The sequence below is a fragment of the Falsiroseomonas stagni DSM 19981 genome (genome assembly GCF_900114315.1).
Classification (GTDB): Bacteria; Pseudomonadota; Alphaproteobacteria; order Acetobacterales; family Acetobacteraceae; genus Falsiroseomonas; species Falsiroseomonas stagni.
Window position 1 is genome coordinate 704,531 of record NZ_FOSQ01000002.1, and the last position, 16,234, is coordinate 720,764.

17 protein-coding genes are annotated in these 16,234 nt (G+C 67.9%); 13 read left to right on the forward strand and 4 right to left on the reverse strand.

All coding sequences use genetic code 11. The features are described 5' to 3' along the window. Positions 1–8: 8 nt before the first annotated feature. Both BM041_RS09880 and BM041_RS09885 read right to left on the reverse strand, forming a co-directional pair. On the reverse strand, positions 9–398 hold the full coding sequence (locus BM041_RS09880; RefSeq protein ID WP_092958843.1) for a RidA family protein: 390 nt from the start codon (positions 396–398) through the stop codon (positions 9–11). Continuing rightward, the gene (locus BM041_RS09885) at positions 398–1,102 is read right to left on the reverse strand and encodes a hypothetical protein (protein WP_092958845.1); all 705 of its coding nucleotides are present in this window, start codon (positions 1,100–1,102) and stop codon (positions 398–400) included. The genes BM041_RS09880 and BM041_RS09885 overlap by 1 nt, the downstream gene beginning before the upstream one ends. Before the next feature lie 100 nt (positions 1,103–1,202). On the opposite strand from BM041_RS09885, the gene BM041_RS09890 reads away from it, so the two are divergent. Continuing rightward, the gene (locus tag BM041_RS09890) at positions 1,203–1,973 is read left to right on the forward strand and encodes an HpcH/HpaI aldolase family protein (protein WP_092958847.1); all 771 of its coding nucleotides are present in this window, start codon (positions 1,203–1,205) and stop codon (positions 1,971–1,973) included. On the opposite strand, the gene BM041_RS09895 is transcribed toward BM041_RS09890, so the two are convergent. Further along, on the reverse strand, positions 1,970–2,926 hold the full coding sequence (locus tag BM041_RS09895; protein ID WP_092958849.1) for a tripartite tricarboxylate transporter substrate binding protein: 957 nt from the start codon (positions 2,924–2,926) through the stop codon (positions 1,970–1,972). The two genes, BM041_RS09890 and BM041_RS09895, sit on opposite strands and share 4 nt — an antisense overlap. Before the next feature lie 219 nt (positions 2,927–3,145). Here BM041_RS09895 and BM041_RS09900 point away from each other — a divergent pair, with 219 nt between their 5' ends. The 12 genes from BM041_RS09900 to BM041_RS09955 all read left to right on the forward strand — a co-directional run bounded on the left by BM041_RS09900 (position 3,146) and on the right by BM041_RS09955 (position 15,218). After that, positions 3,146–4,006, forward strand: coding sequence for an NHL repeat-containing protein (locus BM041_RS09900; protein ID WP_092959041.1), 861 nt, complete (start codon positions 3,146–3,148; stop codon positions 4,004–4,006). Positions 4,007–4,010: 4 nt separating this feature from the next. Then, the gene (gene hydA / locus BM041_RS09905; protein WP_092958851.1) at positions 4,011–5,471 is read left to right on the forward strand and encodes a dihydropyrimidinase; all 1,461 of its coding nucleotides are present in this window, start codon (positions 4,011–4,013) and stop codon (positions 5,469–5,471) included. 78 nt (positions 5,472–5,549) lie between these two features. Continuing rightward, positions 5,550–6,113, forward strand: coding sequence for a GbsR/MarR family transcriptional regulator (locus BM041_RS09910; RefSeq protein ID WP_092958852.1), 564 nt, complete (start codon positions 5,550–5,552; stop codon positions 6,111–6,113). Positions 6,114–6,117: 4 nt separating this feature from the next. Continuing rightward, a complete protein-coding gene (locus BM041_RS09915; RefSeq protein WP_092958854.1) occupies positions 6,118–7,473 on the forward strand; it encodes a cytochrome ubiquinol oxidase subunit I in 1,356 nt (451 codons plus the stop codon). Beyond that, the gene (locus tag BM041_RS09920) at positions 7,470–8,483 is read left to right on the forward strand and encodes a cytochrome d ubiquinol oxidase subunit II (RefSeq protein ID WP_092958855.1); all 1,014 of its coding nucleotides are present in this window, start codon (positions 7,470–7,472) and stop codon (positions 8,481–8,483) included. The genes BM041_RS09915 and BM041_RS09920 overlap by 4 nt, the downstream gene beginning before the upstream one ends. A gap of 62 nt (positions 8,484–8,545) precedes the next feature. Continuing rightward, positions 8,546–9,697 (forward strand): Gfo/Idh/MocA family protein, encoded by a 1,152-nt coding sequence (locus BM041_RS09925; RefSeq protein ID WP_092958857.1) that lies wholly within the window; start codon positions 8,546–8,548, stop codon positions 9,695–9,697. 54 nt (positions 9,698–9,751) lie between these two features. Next, positions 9,752–10,630 carry an amidohydrolase family protein gene (locus BM041_RS09930; protein ID WP_092958859.1) on the forward strand — a complete coding sequence of 293 codons (879 nt, stop codon included), beginning with the start codon at positions 9,752–9,754 and terminating at the stop codon, positions 10,628–10,630. Continuing rightward, entirely contained in the window at positions 10,627–11,412 is a 786-nt protein-coding gene (locus BM041_RS09935) for an ABC transporter permease (RefSeq protein WP_092958861.1), read from the forward strand. Before BM041_RS09930 ends, BM041_RS09935 begins: the two co-directional genes overlap by 4 nt. Positions 11,413–11,429: 17 nt before the next feature. Beyond that, positions 11,430–12,470: an ABC transporter substrate-binding protein gene (locus BM041_RS09940; protein WP_175533847.1), complete on the forward strand. Its 1,041-nt coding sequence runs from the start codon at positions 11,430–11,432 to the stop codon at positions 12,468–12,470. 2 nt (positions 12,471–12,472) lie between these two features. Continuing rightward, positions 12,473–13,309 (forward strand): ABC transporter ATP-binding protein, encoded by an 837-nt coding sequence (locus BM041_RS09945; RefSeq protein WP_092958865.1) that lies wholly within the window; start codon positions 12,473–12,475, stop codon positions 13,307–13,309. Next, positions 13,306–13,974, forward strand: coding sequence for a cysteine hydrolase (locus BM041_RS09950; protein ID WP_092958867.1), 669 nt, complete (start codon positions 13,306–13,308; stop codon positions 13,972–13,974). The genes BM041_RS09945 and BM041_RS09950 overlap by 4 nt, the downstream gene beginning before the upstream one ends. Then, positions 13,974–15,218, forward strand: a complete 1,245-nt coding sequence (locus tag BM041_RS09955) for an amidohydrolase family protein (RefSeq protein ID WP_092958869.1) — start codon at positions 13,974–13,976, stop codon at positions 15,216–15,218. Before BM041_RS09950 ends, BM041_RS09955 begins: the two co-directional genes overlap by 1 nt. Here BM041_RS09955 and BM041_RS09960 read toward each other — a convergent pair whose 3' ends face one another. Further along, the gene (locus tag BM041_RS09960) at positions 15,219–16,199 is read right to left on the reverse strand and encodes a Bug family tripartite tricarboxylate transporter substrate binding protein (RefSeq protein WP_092958871.1); all 981 of its coding nucleotides are present in this window, start codon (positions 16,197–16,199) and stop codon (positions 15,219–15,221) included. Positions 16,200–16,234 lie beyond the last annotated feature (35 nt).

Below are 16,234 nucleotides of genomic sequence, written 5' to 3' on the forward strand. Positions count from 1 at the left end.
CGTCCTGTTCAGGCCACCGGCAGGCGGGCGGTCGCCTTGATTTCGACCAGCAGGCCGGGGCGGGAGAGTTCGACGATGCCGATCGCGGTCCAGGGCGGCTGGTGGCCCTGCATGAAGCGATCCCTCACCTGCTTGAACAGCCCGATATGGGACTGGAGGCCGACATGGAAGGTGGTGAGGTCCACGATGTCCCGCACCGCGCAGCCGGCTTCGGTCAGGATTCGGCCGACATTCTCGAAGGCGCGGGCGAATTGCGCCTCCGGGTCGGCGATGACATTCATCTGCGCGTCGCGGCCGAGCTGGCCAGCCATGAAGAGGAAGCCGTTGCAGATCATGCCGGGGGAGTAGCCGGACTGGGCCGGAAAATTCTCCATGCCGGGGGGGACGATCGCGCGCATCAGCCGAACCCCTTCTGGCGAGAGGCCTCGGCGCCCCACAGGCGGAACCCTTCGGAGGCCTGGACCTCGTCCCGCTCGATCATCCCCTGCCAGACGCCGCAGGCATCGACGAAGTTGGGGATGCTGCCGGGGAACATGGCGTAGGAGATGCCCTCCGCCAGTTCGAGTTCCGGCACGCCCTCGGCATAGGCGCCGCGGATGTGGACGGCGAGTTCCCACCAGGCGCGGCGCGTTGTCTGCACGGCGGCGAGGGTGACCTCCACCAGGCCGCGGGAGACGGTGCTGCCGGCCTGCGCGGCATCGAGCGCGGCGCGGTAGGCGGCTTCCCGGTTGTAGGCGGGCAGGTGGTGGCCCCATTTCTCCCCGGCGAAGGCGAAGCAGCGCGCGCCCTCCGCGAAGCCCGCCAGGCGGACGGCAAGTTCGATCTCAGCATCGGTGCCGCCGCCGTTGCGGAACTTGGCGATGTGGTGCGTGGCGAGGGCTTCATCCGTGGAGACGAGGACGGCGAGCCAGACGAATTCCTTCGACCGCTCGTCCATGAAGCGCGGCGTCAGCGTCAGCGCGGTATAGGCGGCATCATAGCCCGCGAGGAGGGCGGGGGCCGCGATGGCGAGAAGGCCGTGATGGGGCAGCAGGTAGCCGCGCTTGGCGCGGACCTCGGCCAGGCGACGATCGATTTCCGCGGCGTCAGGCATGCCGGTCATGGCGGTGGCTTCTCCCGTGTTTGCGTGACCATGACCATGCAAGGCGGGCGGCGGCAAGACGGGGTGGACGAAGCGGCGCGCGGGCGGCAGGCTTCGTGCCATGGCGATCAACGGGTTGAAGGCGCGCCTCGCGCAGGGCGGATCAGCGGTGGTGGTGACGCTGCAGTTGGCGCGGACGGGCGATGTGGCGCGGATCATGGCGCAGGCGGGGTACGATGCGCTGGTGCTGGACCGCGAGCACAATTTGATCGGCGGCGACGCGGCCAGCGAGATCATGCTGGCCGCGCTGGAATCGGGGATCGCGCCGCTGATGCGGCTGCCGGATGCGCAGCCGGGCCCGATCGGCCAGGCGCTGTCGGCGGGGGCGCTGGGCGTGATGATCCCGCGGATCGAGGATGCGGCGCAGGCCGGGGAGGTGGCGCGGGCAGCGCGCTTCGCGCCGGAGGGACGGCGCCCCCTGCCCCCGATGTTCCCACATTTCCGCCGGCGACCGATCAGCCAGGGCGATGCCGTCGCGGCATTGGCGGCGGAAACGCTGGTGGTGGTGATCATCGAGACGCGGCTGGCGGTGGAGAATGCGGCGGCGATCGCGGCGGTGCCGGGAATCGACGTGCTGTTCCTCGGCGCGTCCGATCTGAGTGCCGATCTCGGGCGGCCGGGGATGAAGGAGGACCCGGTGCTGTGGGAGGCCGCCGCGCGGGTCGCGACGGCATGCCGCGATGCGGGCAAGGTGCCCGGCATCGGCGGCATCACGGAGGAGGCGCATTTCGCCCGCGCGAAGGAGTTGGGCTTCCGCTGGATCTCCGCGGGGCATGACGCGGCGCTGCTGCAAGCCGCGGCCGCCGCGAAGGTGAAGGCGATCCGCGCCTAGACGTTCCAGGGCCGCACACGCCATAGGGCACGGTGCGTGGCATCGGAGGCGCGGAGATAGGCGATGTAGTCGGCGGAGTTGAGGTAGCGGAGCGGCTGGAAAGCGCGCTCGCTGGTGGTGATGAACTCCGGGTTGGCGACGACCTTGGCGATGGCGGCGGAAAGGCGCGCGACGACATCGGGCGCCATGCCACGCGGGCCACCGACGCCGCGCAGGCTGCCGCCGAGGATGTCCATGCCCATCTCCCGCAGCGTCGGCACAGCCGGCGCCATGGCGTTGCGCTGATCGGCCATGACGCCAAGCGTGCGCCAGGGCTGGTTGCGCGCGAAGGTCAGGGCCTCGCCCAGATTGGCGGTGGCGACGACGACTTCCTTGCGCAGCAGCGCCAGCGCGGCAGGGGCCGCGCCCTGGTAGACCACGGGTTCGAGTTGCGCGCCGGTGGTCTGTTCCAGCAGCAGCGTGTTGATATGGCCGGCGGAGCCGACGCCCTGCGTCGCTACGGTGATGCGGCCAGGCTCCCGCTTCGCCGCCTCCACCAGATCCGTCATGGTGCGGATGGGGCTGTCGGGATGGACGGAGAAGGTGCCGGGATCATCGACCACGCCGGCGATGAAGGTGAAGCTGTCCATCGTCCAGCCGGCGTTGCGCTCGATGGGGATCGTCACGATGCCGGGGGTGTTGATGATGGCGAGGGTGTAGCCATCCGGCGCGGCGGCGGCGAGCGCGCCGAGGCCGATGGCGCCCCCGGCCCCGGGACGGTTCTGCACGACGAAGGGCTGGCCGAGTTCGCGTTCAAGATACTGCGCCATGACGCGGGCGGAGATGTCCGTGCCGCCACCGGCCGCGAAGGGAACGATGAGCGTGACGGGACGCTCCGGCCAGGCCGCCTGCGCCAGGCGCGGCGCGGCGAGGACCAGGGGCGCGGCGAGCGCGGCGCGGCGGGTGAGCTTCATCGGGACCAGTCCTCACTTCAACGGTGCGGCGACCGTGCGATCACAGACTGTGCGTTCCTGCGCGCGACCCGATCTGGCGTCGGGATGGGCGATGCGGAAAATCCCCGTATCGTCGCGGCGTGAAGCTGGCATATCACTGGCCGAACAAGCCTGTCCATGCGGCGACGCATTTGCTGAATCGGCGTGGGCGCGATGCTGGAATGCGAAGGGGGTCGCGGGATGCGCGAGGAGAAGCTCGTCGTCGGGCTGGGCGATGATCTGTACGAGGTGGAGCGGCCCTGGGCGCTGGATGGCGCGGCCTTCAAGGGCGGGCGCATCACGGATGTCGCGGTGGATGCGGATGACAATGCGCATGTGCTGGTGCGCTACGACCGCTACTGCGATCCGGTCGGCCTGCCGGTGATCGTGGTGGTGGCGCCGGATGGCAGCGTGCTGCGCAGCCTGGAACTGCCGGGCGTGACGGATGGGCACGGCATCACCATCGGGCCCGCGGGGCAGGTGCTGGTCGCGGATCGGGACCGGCATGAGATCCAGGTGCTGAACGCGGCAGGCGACGTCGTGCTGCGGCTGGGGGAGCGGAGCCGGCCGGGGCGGCCCTTCAGCCATCCCGCGAATGCGGCGGTGCATCCGAATGGCGACATCTACGTGGCCGATGGCTACGGCAATTCCGTGGTGCACCGCTTCTCCGCGGGCGGGACGCTGCTGAGGACATGGGGAACGCCCGGCGCGGGCGCGGGGGAATTCACCACACCGCATGATCTGGCCTTCGGGTTGCAGGGCGAGGTGATCGTCTGCGACCGGGAGAACAACCGCATCCAGTTCTTCGACCCCGACGGCGCCTTCATCCGGGAGGCGACCGACCTGTTCCACCCCATGGGCATCGTGGTCGAACCCGATGGGTGCATCCTGGTGAGCGACCAGATCCCGCGCCTGACGCGGCTATCGCCGGATGGTGTGCTGCTCGGGCGGTGCAGGCCGGTGCTGAATGCGGGGCACGGGCTGGCGCAGGACAGCAAGGGCAACATCCTGCTGGCAGAAATCCGGGACAACCGCGTCACGCGCCTGGCGCGGAAGGGCTGACGCCATGCATGACCTCGTCATCCGCAACGGCGTCATCGTGACGGCAAGCGACGTGTTCCGCGCCGAGATCGGGGTCTCGGGCGGCGTGATCGCGGCGCTCGGCCATGGCCTGCAGGGGCGGGAGAGCCTGGATGCCGGGGGCAAGTTCGTGATTCCGGGTGGCGTCGACAGCCATTGTCATGCGGAACAGCGGATGAGCGGCGGCGTCGTCAATGCCGATGACCTGTTCACCGCGACGCGCAGCGCCGCCTGTGGCGGCACGACGACCATCATCGCCTTCGCGTTGCAGCCGCGGGACGGCACGCTGGCGGATATCGTGCCGGCCTATACCGAACGCGCGACGCGCTGCGCGGTCGACTATGCCTTCCATCTGTGGGTGACGAACCCGACGGAGACGGTCTTGCGCGATGAATTGCCGGCGCTGATCGCGGCGGGGCATCGGTCCGTGAAGGTCTTCATGACAGGGAAGACCAACTGGCTCGACGACCTGGCGCTGCTGCGGGTGATGGAGGTGGCGCGTGAGCATGGGGCGCTGCTGACGGTGCATGCGGAGAATTGGGGCATCCACCAGTACCTCGGCGAGAAGTTGGCCGCCGGCGGATTCCGGCACCCGAAATACCAGGCCGTGCTGAAGCCCGCGATCGGGGAGCGCGAGGCTGTGCACCGCATCGCCAGCCTGGCGGAACTGATCGACACGCCGATCCAGATCTTCCATGTCAGCGCACCGGAAGCGGCGGCGGAGATCGAGGCGGCGCAGCGCCGCGGCGTGCGGGTGCATGCGGAAACCTGCACGCAGTACCTCGCGCTCTCGGCCGCCGACCTGAACCGGCCGGGGTTCGAGGCGGCCAAGTACGTGTTCGGCCCCGCGCCGCGCAGCAACGCGGAACGTGGATCGCTGTGGGACTACCTGAAGCGCGGGGTGATCGATGTCGTCACCTCCGACCACGCGCCGGTGAATTTCGATGCGGCAGATGGAAAGAAGCGCTGGGGGACGGAGCCCAATGTCGACCAGATCCCCAACGGGATCCCCGGCGTGGAGACACGGCTTTCGATCCTCTGGTCCGAAGGCGTGGCGAGGGGGCGGATCTCCCCCAGCGAGTTCGTCGCACTGTCCTCCACCAATGCCGCCAGGGCCTTCGGGCTGTATCCGCGGAAGGGGACCATCGCCATTGGCGCCGATGCCGACCTGGTGGTGTGGGATGGGAACCGGACGGCGCGGGTGACGAATGCCGATCTGCACCACGCCGTGGACTACACGCCCTATGAGGGCATGGAACTGACGGGCTGGGCGGAGACGACGCTGCTGCGCGGGCAGGTGGTGCATGACCGCGGCCGCTATCTGGGCCATGAGGGCCAAGGGCGCTGGCTGAAGCGGGAGGCCTATGACTGGCTGAAGCCCGCCGGACACTTCCCCTCCGGCTATGACCCCTTCCGCCAGGTGGTGACGCACCCCGACCTGCAATAGCCGAGGCCAGGCGTCAGGAAAGCTTGACATTTCAGGCATGATTCTCCATTTCAGAAATTCCTGAAATGACGGTCAGCCATGAAGCTCCCTCCACTCGTCCAGTCCTTTGTGCTCCATTTCGGCGAAATGGGCAGTCGCTGGGGCATCAACCGCACGGTGGGGCAGATATACGCGCTGCTCTACGTGTCACCCGGCCCGCTGAACGCAGAACAGATCGTCGATGCTCTGGGGGTCTCACGCTCCAACGTCTCCATGGGTCTGAAGGAATTGCAAGCCTGGAACCTGGTGCTGCTGAAGCATATTCCGGATGATCGGCGCGACTACTTCACCACCCCCGACGATGTCTGGCTGATCCTCCGCACCCTGGCGGAGGAGCGGAAGAAACGGGAGGTGGACCCGACGCTCTCCGTCCTGCGCGAACTGCTCATGCAGACGCCGGGCAGCGAGGATGAGCGGCACGCCCAGGCCCGGATGGCGGAAATGCACGGGCTGATCGAGCGCCTGACCAATTGGTACGAGGACGTGAAGCGGTTGGAAACCGAACGTCTGGCAGCCTTGCTGGCGCTCGGCGCCAAGGTCACGCGGCTGCTGGAGGCGAAGGACAAGGTCGTCGGCCTGGTGCGGCCGCGCAAGGGAGGTTGAGCCTATGGACCCCATCCTGCTGGCGCGCATCCAGTTCGCCGCCAACATCTCATTCCATATCCTGTTCCCGACCATCACCATCGCGCTGGGCTGGGTGCTGCTGTTCTTCAAGCTGCGCTTCAACGCCACGCGGAACGAGGCGTGGATGGATGCCTACCGCTTCTGGGTGAAGATCTTCGCGCTTTCCTTCGCGCTGGGCGTCGTATCCGGCATCACCATGTCCTTCCAGTTCGGCACGAACTGGCCGGGCTTCATGGAGCGCGTCGGCAACATCGCGGGACCGCTGCTGGCCTATGAGGTTCTGACGGCCTTCTTCCTGGAAGCGACCTTCCTGGCGATCATGCTGTTCGGCTTCCGCCGGGTCCCGGGCTGGGTGCACACCGGCGCCACCTTCCTGGTGGCCTTCGGTACGACGATGAGCGCCTTCTGGATCATCGTCCTCAATTCCTGGATGCACACGCCGCAGGGGCATAAGATGCGCGATGGCATCGCGCATGCCGTGGACTGGGCGGCCATCGTGTTCAATCCCTCCATGCCCTATCGCCTGACGCATATGCTGATTGCGAGTGCGTTGACGGTGGCCTTCCTGCTGGCCGGCATTTCGGCGTGGCGCTGGCTGAAGGGCGATCGCGCGCCGGCGGTGATGGCGGCCCTGCGGACCGGCGTGGTGATGGGCGCGGTGCTGGCGCCGGTGCAGGCCGTCGTCGGCGATCTGCACGGCCTGAACACGCTGGAACACCAGCCCGCCAAGGTGGCGGCGATGGAAGGAAACTGGGAAACGCGCGGGCATGTGCCGCTGGTCCTGTTCGCCATCCCGGATGAGGCCAACCGCACCAACCGCTTCGAGATCGCGATCCCCTCCGGCGCGAGCCTGATCCTGAAGCATGATCCCGCCGGGGTGGTACCGGGGCTCAACGACTTCGAAGGCAAGCACCCGCCGGTGGCGCCCGTCTTCTACGCCTTCCGCGTGATGGTCGGCATGGGGCTGCTGATGATCGCCATGTCCTGGGCGGGCGCCTGGTACCTGTGGAAGCGCGGGACGCTGCCGGTGCTGATGCTGCGCGGCTTTGCGGTGATGGCCTTTGCGGGCTGGGTGGCGACGCTGGCTGGCTGGTACGTGACCGAGATCGGCCGCCAGCCCTGGCTGGTGACGGGCGTGCTGACCACGGCGCAGGCTGCGGGACCGGTGCCGGCGATGGCAATCGCCTCCACGCTCATCACCTATCTCGTGCTCTATGTCCTGCTGCTCGGCGCCTACATCACAACGATCTATCGCCTGGCCAAGAAGGGCCGCATGGCGGAGGCAACCGACAGTTCCATGATGAAGCCCGGCAGCGCGCCGGGGGAGATGGTGGCATGACCCCCTTCGTTCCGGCGGAATGGCTGCCCGTGATCTTCGCGGGGCTGATGGCGGCCGCGATCCTCGCCTATGTCGTACTGGACGGCTTCGACCTGGGCGTCGGCATCCTGCTGGAGACGCGAGCGGCGGAGCCAGACCGGGACCGCATGATCGCCGCCATCGGTCCCTTCTGGGACGCGAATGAAACCTGGCTGGTGCTCGGCGTGGGATTGCTGCTGGTGGCCTTCCCCGTGGCGCACGGGATCATCCTGACGGCGCTTTACCTGCCCGTCGCGGTGATGCTGGTGGCGCTGACCCTGCGTGGTGTGGCCTTCGAGTTCCGTGCCAAGGCCACGGACGAACACGGCAAGCGGCGCTGGGACCGGTGGTTCTTCGTGGGATCGCTGGGTGCGGCGCTGGCGCAGGGCTGGATGCTGGGACGCTATGTGCTGGGTTTCGCGGAAGGCTGGGCGGCGATGGGCTTCGCCGCGATGGCGGCGATCGGCTTGGCCATCGCCTATGCCTTCATCGGCGCCTGCTGGATGATCTGGCGCTGCGAGGGCGAGTTGCAGCGGCACGCCATCCTCTGGGCCCGTCGCGCGATCTGGCCTCTGGGGCTCGGCATCCTGCTGGTCTCCGCCGTGACGCCGCTGGTGAGCGAGCGCATCGCGACCCGGTGGTTCGAGATGCCGGTGGTATTCGTGCTGGCGCTGCTGCCGGCAGCGACAGCGGCGTTGCTGTTGGGCCTGGCGCAATTGCTGCGGCATATGCCGCTGCCGAACGACGTGCTGCGCCGCCTGCCCTTCTGGGGCGCCGTCGGCCTGTTCCTGCTGTTCTTTGCCGGACTGGCCTGGTCGTTCTTCCCCTATGTCGTGCCGGAGCGCCTGACGATCTGGGATGCGGCGAGCGCGCCGGAGAGCCTGTCCATCATCCTGGCCGGCGCGGCCTTCGTGCTGCCGGTGATCCTGGCCTACACGGTCTTCGCCTGGCGCATCTTTGGCGGCAAGGCGCAGGCGCTCAGCTACGACTGAGCCTGCTTTGACAGGACGCGCCGGCCGTTCCTACCGTGTCCCCCATCAACGGGGGACACGGCATGGCCACGCGCAGCATCCGCATCATCATGGACGGCGTCACGGGACGGCTGGGGACGAACCAGCATCTCGGGCGGTCGGTGATGGCGATCAGGCGCGATGGCGGGATCGCGCTGGCTGATGGCTCCCGGCTGATGCCGGAACCCGTGCTGCTGGGGCGCAATGCGGAGAAGCTGGCGGCACTGGCCGCTGCCAATGGCGGGCTGGCCTGGAGTACGGATCGCGATGCCTGCCTGGCCGATCCGGGCAACGCGATCTACTTCGATGTCAGCGCGACAGGCGGGCGCCATGCACGCGCGCTGGCGGCGATCGGCGCGGGCAAGCATGTGTATCTGGAGAAGCCCATCGCCTCCACGGTCGAGGAGGCGATGGAGATCGCTCACGCCGCCTCGGCCGCCGGGGTGAAGCACGGGGTTGTGCAGGACAAGATCCACCTGCCGGGCTTCCTCAAGCTGAAAAGCGTGATGGAGACGGGGGTGCTGGGGCGCGTCCTATCGGCGCGGCTCGACTTCGGATGGTGGATCTTCGACGGCGTGCTGCATCCGGCGCAGCGTTCGAGCTGGAACTACAAGCGGGCAGAAGGCGGGGGGCTTGTCCTCGATATGTTTCCGCACTGGCGCTACATCGTGGAAAGCCTGCTCGGCCCGGTGCGCGGCGTGTCCTGCCGCATCGCGACGCGCATCCCGGAGCGGCGGGATGAGAAGGGGCGCCCCTACAAGGTGGATGTGGAAGACGAGGCCTTCGGCAGCTTCGAACTGGAGGGCGGCGTGCTGGTGCAGGTCAGCGCATCCTGGGCGACGCGCGTGAAGGGGGAGGATATGCTGACGGTGAAGGTGGACGGCACCATGGGCTCCGCCACCTGTTCGCTGCATCGCGCGCATGTGCAGCCCCTGGCGACGACGCCGAAGCCGCGCTGGGATGTGGATGCGCTGGTGGACAACCGCCATGGCGACCACTGGCAGGAAGTGCCCGACATGGGCCCCTACACGAACAGCTATCGACGCGGCTGGGAGATGTTCCTGCGCCATGTCGCGGAGGATGCGCCCTTCCCTTCCCCGCTGGTCGCCGGCGCGAAGGGGCTGCAATTGATCGACGCCTGCTATCGCAGCGATCGCGAAAGGCGCTGGATCGATTTGCCCGAATTGAGCGCGTGATCCTGCATTGACGGTGGGGGTGGGCGGCTTACGATCCAGGACAACGGAGGCACAATGAAGCTGGGCGCCCTGATCGACCACCACGGCCACCTGGCGCCGCGCGATGCGCTGGCGGAGGCGATGGGCCGCCACTTCATGCCGTTCCCGAAGGATCCTCCACCGCTGCTGTTCGATGTGGACGGCAATCATGCGCAGATGGAGGCGCAGGGGATCGCGCGTCGGATCGTCTCGGTGCCGCCGATCCTCTACCTCTACGAATTGCCGGCGGATGAGCAGGCGCGGCGCATCGCGGCCATGAATGACTGGCTGGCGGAAACCGTGGCCGGCACGCGGATGACGGCGATGATGGTGCTGCCGCTTGGCGATGCGGCGGCCACGGTGACGGAGATCGCGCGCTGCCACGGCGTGCATGGCACGGCGGATTTCGCCATCGGGTCGCATGTGCATGGCGTCGACCTGGACAAGGCTGTGCATCCGGAGGTCTGGGCGGCGCTGGCCGAGCGCAGCGGACTGGTGATGATCCATCCCTGGCAGGTGCGGGATGGCGGTCGGCTGAACGACCTCAAGCTCGGCAATCCGCTGGGGAATCCCTTCGAGACGACGGTGGCGGCGGGGCGGTTGATCGAGGCCGGAACGCTGATGAAGCATCCCGGCCTGCGGGTCATGCTGGCGCATGGCGGGGGCACGCTGCCCTTCATCCTGGGCCGCATGGACCGGGCGTGGGAGGCGGCTGCTCATGGGCGCGCGCCGGAGCGGCCATCCCTGGCGGCGAAGCGGTTCCTTTATGACACGGTGCTGTTCGAGGCCGCGCCGCTGCGCTTCCTGGCTGAGATGGTGGGCGCCGACCGCATCATCTTCGGCACCGACAGCCCCTTCGACATGAGCATTCAGGACCCGGCGAAGCTGCTGGCCAAAGCGGGGCTGGCGGCATGAGCGCGCTGCGGCGCTGGGCGGCGGGCCAGGGCGCGGCGGTGCTGACGCTGCTGGCGCTACTGCTGCTGTGGGAAGCGGCGGTGGTCGGGCTCGACATCCAGCGCTTCCTGCTGCCGGCGCCGAGCGACGTGGTCGCGGAGTTCATCAAGGACTACCGCATGATCTTTGGCCACGCCGTGCAGACGGTGTGGGGCATCCTGGCGGGCTATATCGCGGCCGTGGTCTTCGCCCTGGCGGCGAGCATGGCGATGATCCGCTGGCCGCTGGTGGAGCGGATGGTCATGCCGATCTTCGTTGCCAGCCAATCCGTCCCGAAGATCGCGATCGCGCCGCTGATCCTGCTGTGGATTGGCGCGGGGGCCGGGTCGAAGATCCTGGTCGTCGCCTCCATCGCCTTCTTCCCGGTGGTGATCAACACCATGGCGGGGTTCAAGCAGGTCGATCAGGGGTTGATGGACGTGTTCCGCAGCGTGGATGCGACTAGCCGCCAGACCTTCCTGCGACTGCGCCTTCCCTATGCCGTGCCCTACATCTTTGCGGGGCTCCGCATCGCCACGACGCTCGCGGTGCTGGGCGCCATCGTGGCGGAATGGTTGGCGGCGACCGATGGCATCGGATACCTGGTGCTGTCCGGCAGCTTCAATTTCAACACGGCGCGCAGCTTCGCCGCCATCATCCTGCTCGCCGTCATCGGCATGAGCTTCTTCGGCGCCATGGGCGCGGTGGAACGCGCGCTGTCCTGGCGCCGCCCCTCCGAGGAAGCAACACGGGTCCAGGCTTGAACATGGGAGAGAACACGATGAGCGGTATCGGACGACGCAGCTTCGTGGCCCTCGGCGCGCTGGCCGGGCCCGTTCCCATCGGGCTGCGGCCCGCCCGCGCCCAGGGGCGGCTCCAGGACGCGATCCTGCGGCTGAACTTCACGCCCTGGGGGATGCATGCGCAGTACTATGCGGGGCTGAAGCAGAACATCTATCGCAGCGAGGGCATCAACCTCGAGATCCGACCCGCCGCGGCCGGGCAGCAGAACGAGGTCTTCATCGCGGCGGGGCGGGAGCAGTTCCTGGTCGCGAATGCGGATGGCTACATCAAGTCCCGAGCGGCGAACCTGCCAGTGATCGCGGTGATGGCGGACCAGCCGGACAATCCCTTCTCCGTCTTCTCGCTGAAGACCAGCAACATCACCAAGCCCGCCGACATGCGCGGCAAGAAGATCACCTGGTTCCAGAGCCAGGTGCGCGGGCTGCTGGACCCGCTGCTGGCCTCCGGCGGGCTGACGCGGAACGACATCACCTTCCTGACTGTCAGCCGCGGTGCGGAGGTGCAGATCGTGGCCGCGGGTCAGGCCGAATGCGGCTTCGGCTTCAGCTACGGGCAGCCCTTGACGCTGGAGGATCGCGGCTTCCCGTGCAACGTGATGGCGCTGAAGGATTTCGGCGTGAAGTTTGCGGGCACGCAGATCGTGGCGAATGAGCGGGAGGCACAGCGCGGCGACCTGACGGAGCGCTTCATCCGCGCGACGATGAAATCCCTGATCTGGACGCGGGACAACATGGATACCGCGATGAACTACGTCATCGAGGTGGCGCCGGATCGCAGCCATGCGCTGGAAGTGCGCAAGCTGCGCATCATCTATGACCTCTACCGCAGCCCGGACTTCGGGCAGCGCTTCGGACGGTTCGATGAGAGCAAGTGGGAGAGCTCCATCAACTACCTGATGGAGGGCGGCGACCTGCAGCGGCGGCCGACGGCGCGGGAGCTCTACACGAATGATTTCGTGGACCGCATCCCGGAAGCGCTGCGCCTCTCCGCCCTCGTGCATGGCAGGGCGGCCAGCTGAGCGTGACGGCAGAGACGAGCCCGCGGGGCTTCGCGGGCCCGCCGGGCAGCGAGGGTGCGGCGCCCTTCATCGCGGTGGAGGGCGTGCAGGTGGTGTATGGCGCCGGCGGCACGGAATCCGTGCAGGCGCTGAGCGACATCAATCTGATGGTGCCGGACGGGGCCTTCGTGTCGCTCGTCGGGCCATCGGGCTGCGGGAAATCGACGCTGCTGAAGGCGGTCGGGGACCTGTTGGCGCCCACAGCGGGGCGGATCACCATCGGCGGCACGCCCGCCGCGGAGTTGCGGCGGCAGGGGCGGATCGGGACGGTGTTCCAGGCACCCAACCTGATGCCGTGGCTGCGAATCGAGGATAATGTCCGGCTGCTCTACAAGATCGTCGCGGAGAAGGCGCCGCGGCCGGGGCTCACGGAGCCGGATGTCCCTGCCCTGCTGAAGCTGGTGGGACTCGATGGCTTCGGGGCCAAGCGGCCGGCGCAGCTTTCGGGCGGCATGCAGTCCCGTGCCGCGCTGGCCCGGGCGCTGGCGCTGGATCCGACCGTGCTGCTGATGGATGAGCCTTTCGCGGCGCTGGATGAGATCACGCGCGACCGCATGGGGATCGAGCTGATGCGCATCCATGCGCAGTTCCGCAAGACGGTGCTCTTCGTAACCCACTCACTGACGGAAGCGGCCTTCCTGTCCGACGCCATCGTCCTCATGACACCACGGCCGGGCCGCATCGCGCGCATCATCCCCGTGCCATTGCCACGGCCAAGGGTGCCGGAGATGCGGCTGACCGATGAATTCGCGGCACTGGTCGCGGAGCTGAACCGGGATCTGTATCGGATGATGGCATGACGCATCCCGTCTTGACGCCGGAGGTCATGGCGCGCGCCGCGCTGCTGCTGGTGGACATGAACCGCAGCCACCTCGACCACGAGATGGGGCACCTCCTGGTGGCGAGGCCGGATGCGGATCGCATCATCGACGCGGCAGTCAAGGTACGGGCGGCCTGGGCGGCGGCGAGGCGGCCGGTGATCTTCGTCCGCACGCATCATCGCTGGAACAGCGACACGGGCGAGGTGATCGACAACCGCAATCCCTTCTGGATGGCACAGCACAGGGCGCCCATCCCGGGCCTGGCCAAGCCGCGCAAGACGCTGGCGGTGGAAGGTGCGGTGGTGACGGAGGTGGTGCCGCAGCTGGCGCCCCGACCCGGCGAACATACCGTGTTCAAGCATCGCTACAGCCCGTTCCACAACACCGATCTTGAATTGCTGCTGAAGAACCTCGGCACGGAGACGCTGGTGATCGGCGGCGTGAACACCAACAACTGCGTGCTCTGTACCTGCTTCGAAGCGTTCAATCGTGACTTCCGCGTGGTGCTGATGCCCGATGTCTGCGCCAGCATGAACGGGGCGGACTACCACGATGCGTCGCTGAAGCTGATCGAGGCGGCATTGGGCTGGCTGGTGCCCTCCGCCGATGTGATTGCTGCCTGCAGCGACCAAGGAACACGCTGATGGATTTCGACCTGCTACTGCGGCATGCGCGCCTGCCGGGAATGGCGAAGGATGCGCCGGCCGTCGATGTTGGCGTGGTGGGCGGCCGCATCGCGGCCATCGCACCGGCGCTGCCGGGCGTGGCGAAGGACAGCGCCGATGCGGGCGGGCGGCTGGTCTGCGCGGGCTTCGTCGAAACCCATATCCACCTCGACAAATCCTGCATCCTGGAACGCTGCCGCTGCGAGACCAGGCGCTTCCCGCATGAGGCCATGCAGATGGTCTCCGAGGTCAAGCATACCTTCAGCGTGGAGGACGTGACGCAGCGCGCCAGCGGGACGCTGGAGAAGTGCATCAGCCACGGTACGATGCGCATGCGCACCCATGCGGAGGTCGATCCCAAGGTCGGGCTGCGCGGCTTCCAGGGCGTGAAGGCGCTGGTGGATGCCTATGCCTGGGCGATGGACATCGAGATCTGCGTGATGCCGCAGGAAGGGATGCTCAACAATCCCGGCACCGAGGAGCTGATGATCGAGGCGCTGAAGACAGGCGCACGCGTCATCGGCGCGGCACCGAACTTCGACAGCGACCGCCACGGGCAGATCCGGCGCGTCTTCGAGATCGCGCGGGAGTTCGATGTCGACATCGACATGCATCTCGACAGCGGCCATGTGCCGGATGACCTGGATACTCGGCTCGTCTGCGAGTTGGCCGACCAGTATGGGTGGGGTGGGCGCGTCGCGGTGGGGCATGTGACGAAGCTCGCGCACCTTGCGCTGCCGGCTTTCGACGATATCGCGAAGCGGATGGCGGATTCGGGCGTGGCGTTGACGGTGCTGCCCGCGACGGATCTCTATCTGATGGCGCGCGCCTTCGACCATGCCGTGCCGCGCGGCGTGGTGGATGCGACCAGGCTGGTGGCGCAGGGTGTCACCTGTTCACTCGCCTCCAACAACATCCTCAATCCGTTCACACCCTTCGGCGATGGGCAGTTGCTGCGGCAGGCGAACATGTTTGCCAATGTGGTGCAACAGGGCGCGGACCGGGAAGTCGCGGCGGCCTGGGGCATGATCACCGACGGCGCTGCGAAGCTGATCCGCAAGCAGGACTATGGCGTCGCCATCGGCAATCCCGCCGACCTCGTCGTCGTCGACGCGCCGGACGAGATTGCTGCGCTGCGCCAGCTATCGCCGACGCTGATGGGCTTCAAGCGCGGGCGGCGGACCTTCACCCGCCAACCCGTCGCGTTGCACAAGCCGCACTGATCATCCAGCGGCGGCGCCGGAGACCTCCACCGCGCGCCGCCACTTCAGCAATTCCTGTCGGTGGATCGTCGCGGCCTCCTCCGGCGTCGTTCCCGTGACCGTCGCGCCGAGTTCCGCGAGGCGCGCGCGGATGGCGGGCTTGGCGAGGGAGATGCGCGTTTCCGCCGACAGCTTCTCGATGATCGCGGGCGGCGTGCCTGCCGGCGCAAAGAACATCACCCAGGCGCCGGCATCGAAACCGGGGACGGTCTCCGCCACCGCGGGCACGTCGGGCAGCAGGTGGGAGCGCGTGGCGCCGGTGACGGCGATGGCACGGACTCTGTTGTCCGCCAGGAAGGGCGGCAGCGTCAGGATTCCCTCCACGCACATCTGCACATCGTTGGAGAGGATGGCCTGCACGGTGACGAGGCCGCCGCGATAGGGGACGTGAGTCGCCTCCAGACCCGTGGCGGCCCGGAGCATTTCCATCGCCAGATGATTGGTCGCCCCGACGCCGGAGGAGGCGTAGTTGAGACGCCCAGGGTTCGCCTTCGAATAGGCGACCAGTTCGGGCAGCGTCCGGACCGGGAGGCTCGGCGCGATGACGAGCACCTGCGGGAAGGTGACGAGGTGCGTGACGGCGGCAAAGTCGCGCGACACGTCGAAGGTGAGGTTGGGCATCATGGCGGGGTTGATCGCCATGTTGCCGGGGGAGCCGACCAGGAAGGTGTCGCCATCCGGCCGCGCGCGGGCCGCGGCCTCCGTCCCGATGCTGCCGCCGGCGCCGGTGCGGCTCTCCACGATGAAGGGCTGGCCCAGGCGCTCGGCAAGGTCCTGCGCGATCAGGCGTGCGACGACATCGACGGCGGAGCCCGGCGTGAAGGGGAAGATGAAGCGGACGGGGCCGCGCGGCCAGGCGGGCTGGGCTGCGGCAGTGCCGGCGATGCCGAATGTGGCGGCAAGACTTGCCAGGGCGCGGCGGCCCAGGGTGATGCTGGTCATGTGACGTTTCCTCCTGTTGCCGCCAGCGTGGATCA

Bases quoted from the DNA above. Each gene is read 5' to 3' on its own strand.
- BM041_RS09880 (WP_092958843.1), bottom strand. From the start codon at position 398: ATGCGCGCGATCGTCCCCCCCGGCATGGAGAATTTTCCGGCCCAGTCC.
- BM041_RS09885 (WP_092958845.1), bottom strand. From the start codon at position 1,102: ATGACCGGCATGCCTGACGCCGCGGAAATCGATCGTCGCCTGGCCGAG.
- BM041_RS09890 (WP_092958847.1), top strand. From the start codon at position 1,203: ATGGCGATCAACGGGTTGAAGGCGCGCCTCGCGCAGGGCGGATCAGCG.
- BM041_RS09895 (WP_092958849.1), bottom strand. From the start codon at position 2,926: ATGAAGCTCACCCGCCGCGCCGCGCTCGCCGCGCCCCTGGTCCTCGCC.
- BM041_RS09900 (WP_092959041.1), top strand. From the start codon at position 3,146: ATGCGCGAGGAGAAGCTCGTCGTCGGGCTGGGCGATGATCTGTACGAG.
- hydA (WP_092958851.1), top strand. From the start codon at position 4,011: ATGCATGACCTCGTCATCCGCAACGGCGTCATCGTGACGGCAAGCGAC.
- BM041_RS09910 (WP_092958852.1), top strand. From the start codon at position 5,550: ATGAAGCTCCCTCCACTCGTCCAGTCCTTTGTGCTCCATTTCGGCGAA.
- BM041_RS09915 (WP_092958854.1), top strand. From the start codon at position 6,118: ATGGACCCCATCCTGCTGGCGCGCATCCAGTTCGCCGCCAACATCTCA.
- BM041_RS09920 (WP_092958855.1), top strand. From the start codon at position 7,470: ATGACCCCCTTCGTTCCGGCGGAATGGCTGCCCGTGATCTTCGCGGGG.
- BM041_RS09925 (WP_092958857.1), top strand. From the start codon at position 8,546: ATGGCCACGCGCAGCATCCGCATCATCATGGACGGCGTCACGGGACGG.
- BM041_RS09930 (WP_092958859.1), top strand. From the start codon at position 9,752: ATGAAGCTGGGCGCCCTGATCGACCACCACGGCCACCTGGCGCCGCGC.
- BM041_RS09935 (WP_092958861.1), top strand. From the start codon at position 10,627: ATGAGCGCGCTGCGGCGCTGGGCGGCGGGCCAGGGCGCGGCGGTGCTG.
- BM041_RS09940 (WP_175533847.1), top strand. From the start codon at position 11,430: ATGAGCGGTATCGGACGACGCAGCTTCGTGGCCCTCGGCGCGCTGGCC.
- BM041_RS09950 (WP_092958867.1), top strand. From the start codon at position 13,306: ATGACGCATCCCGTCTTGACGCCGGAGGTCATGGCGCGCGCCGCGCTG.
- BM041_RS09955 (WP_092958869.1), top strand. From the start codon at position 13,974: ATGGATTTCGACCTGCTACTGCGGCATGCGCGCCTGCCGGGAATGGCG.
- BM041_RS09960 (WP_092958871.1), bottom strand. From the start codon at position 16,199: ATGACCAGCATCACCCTGGGCCGCCGCGCCCTGGCAAGTCTTGCCGCC.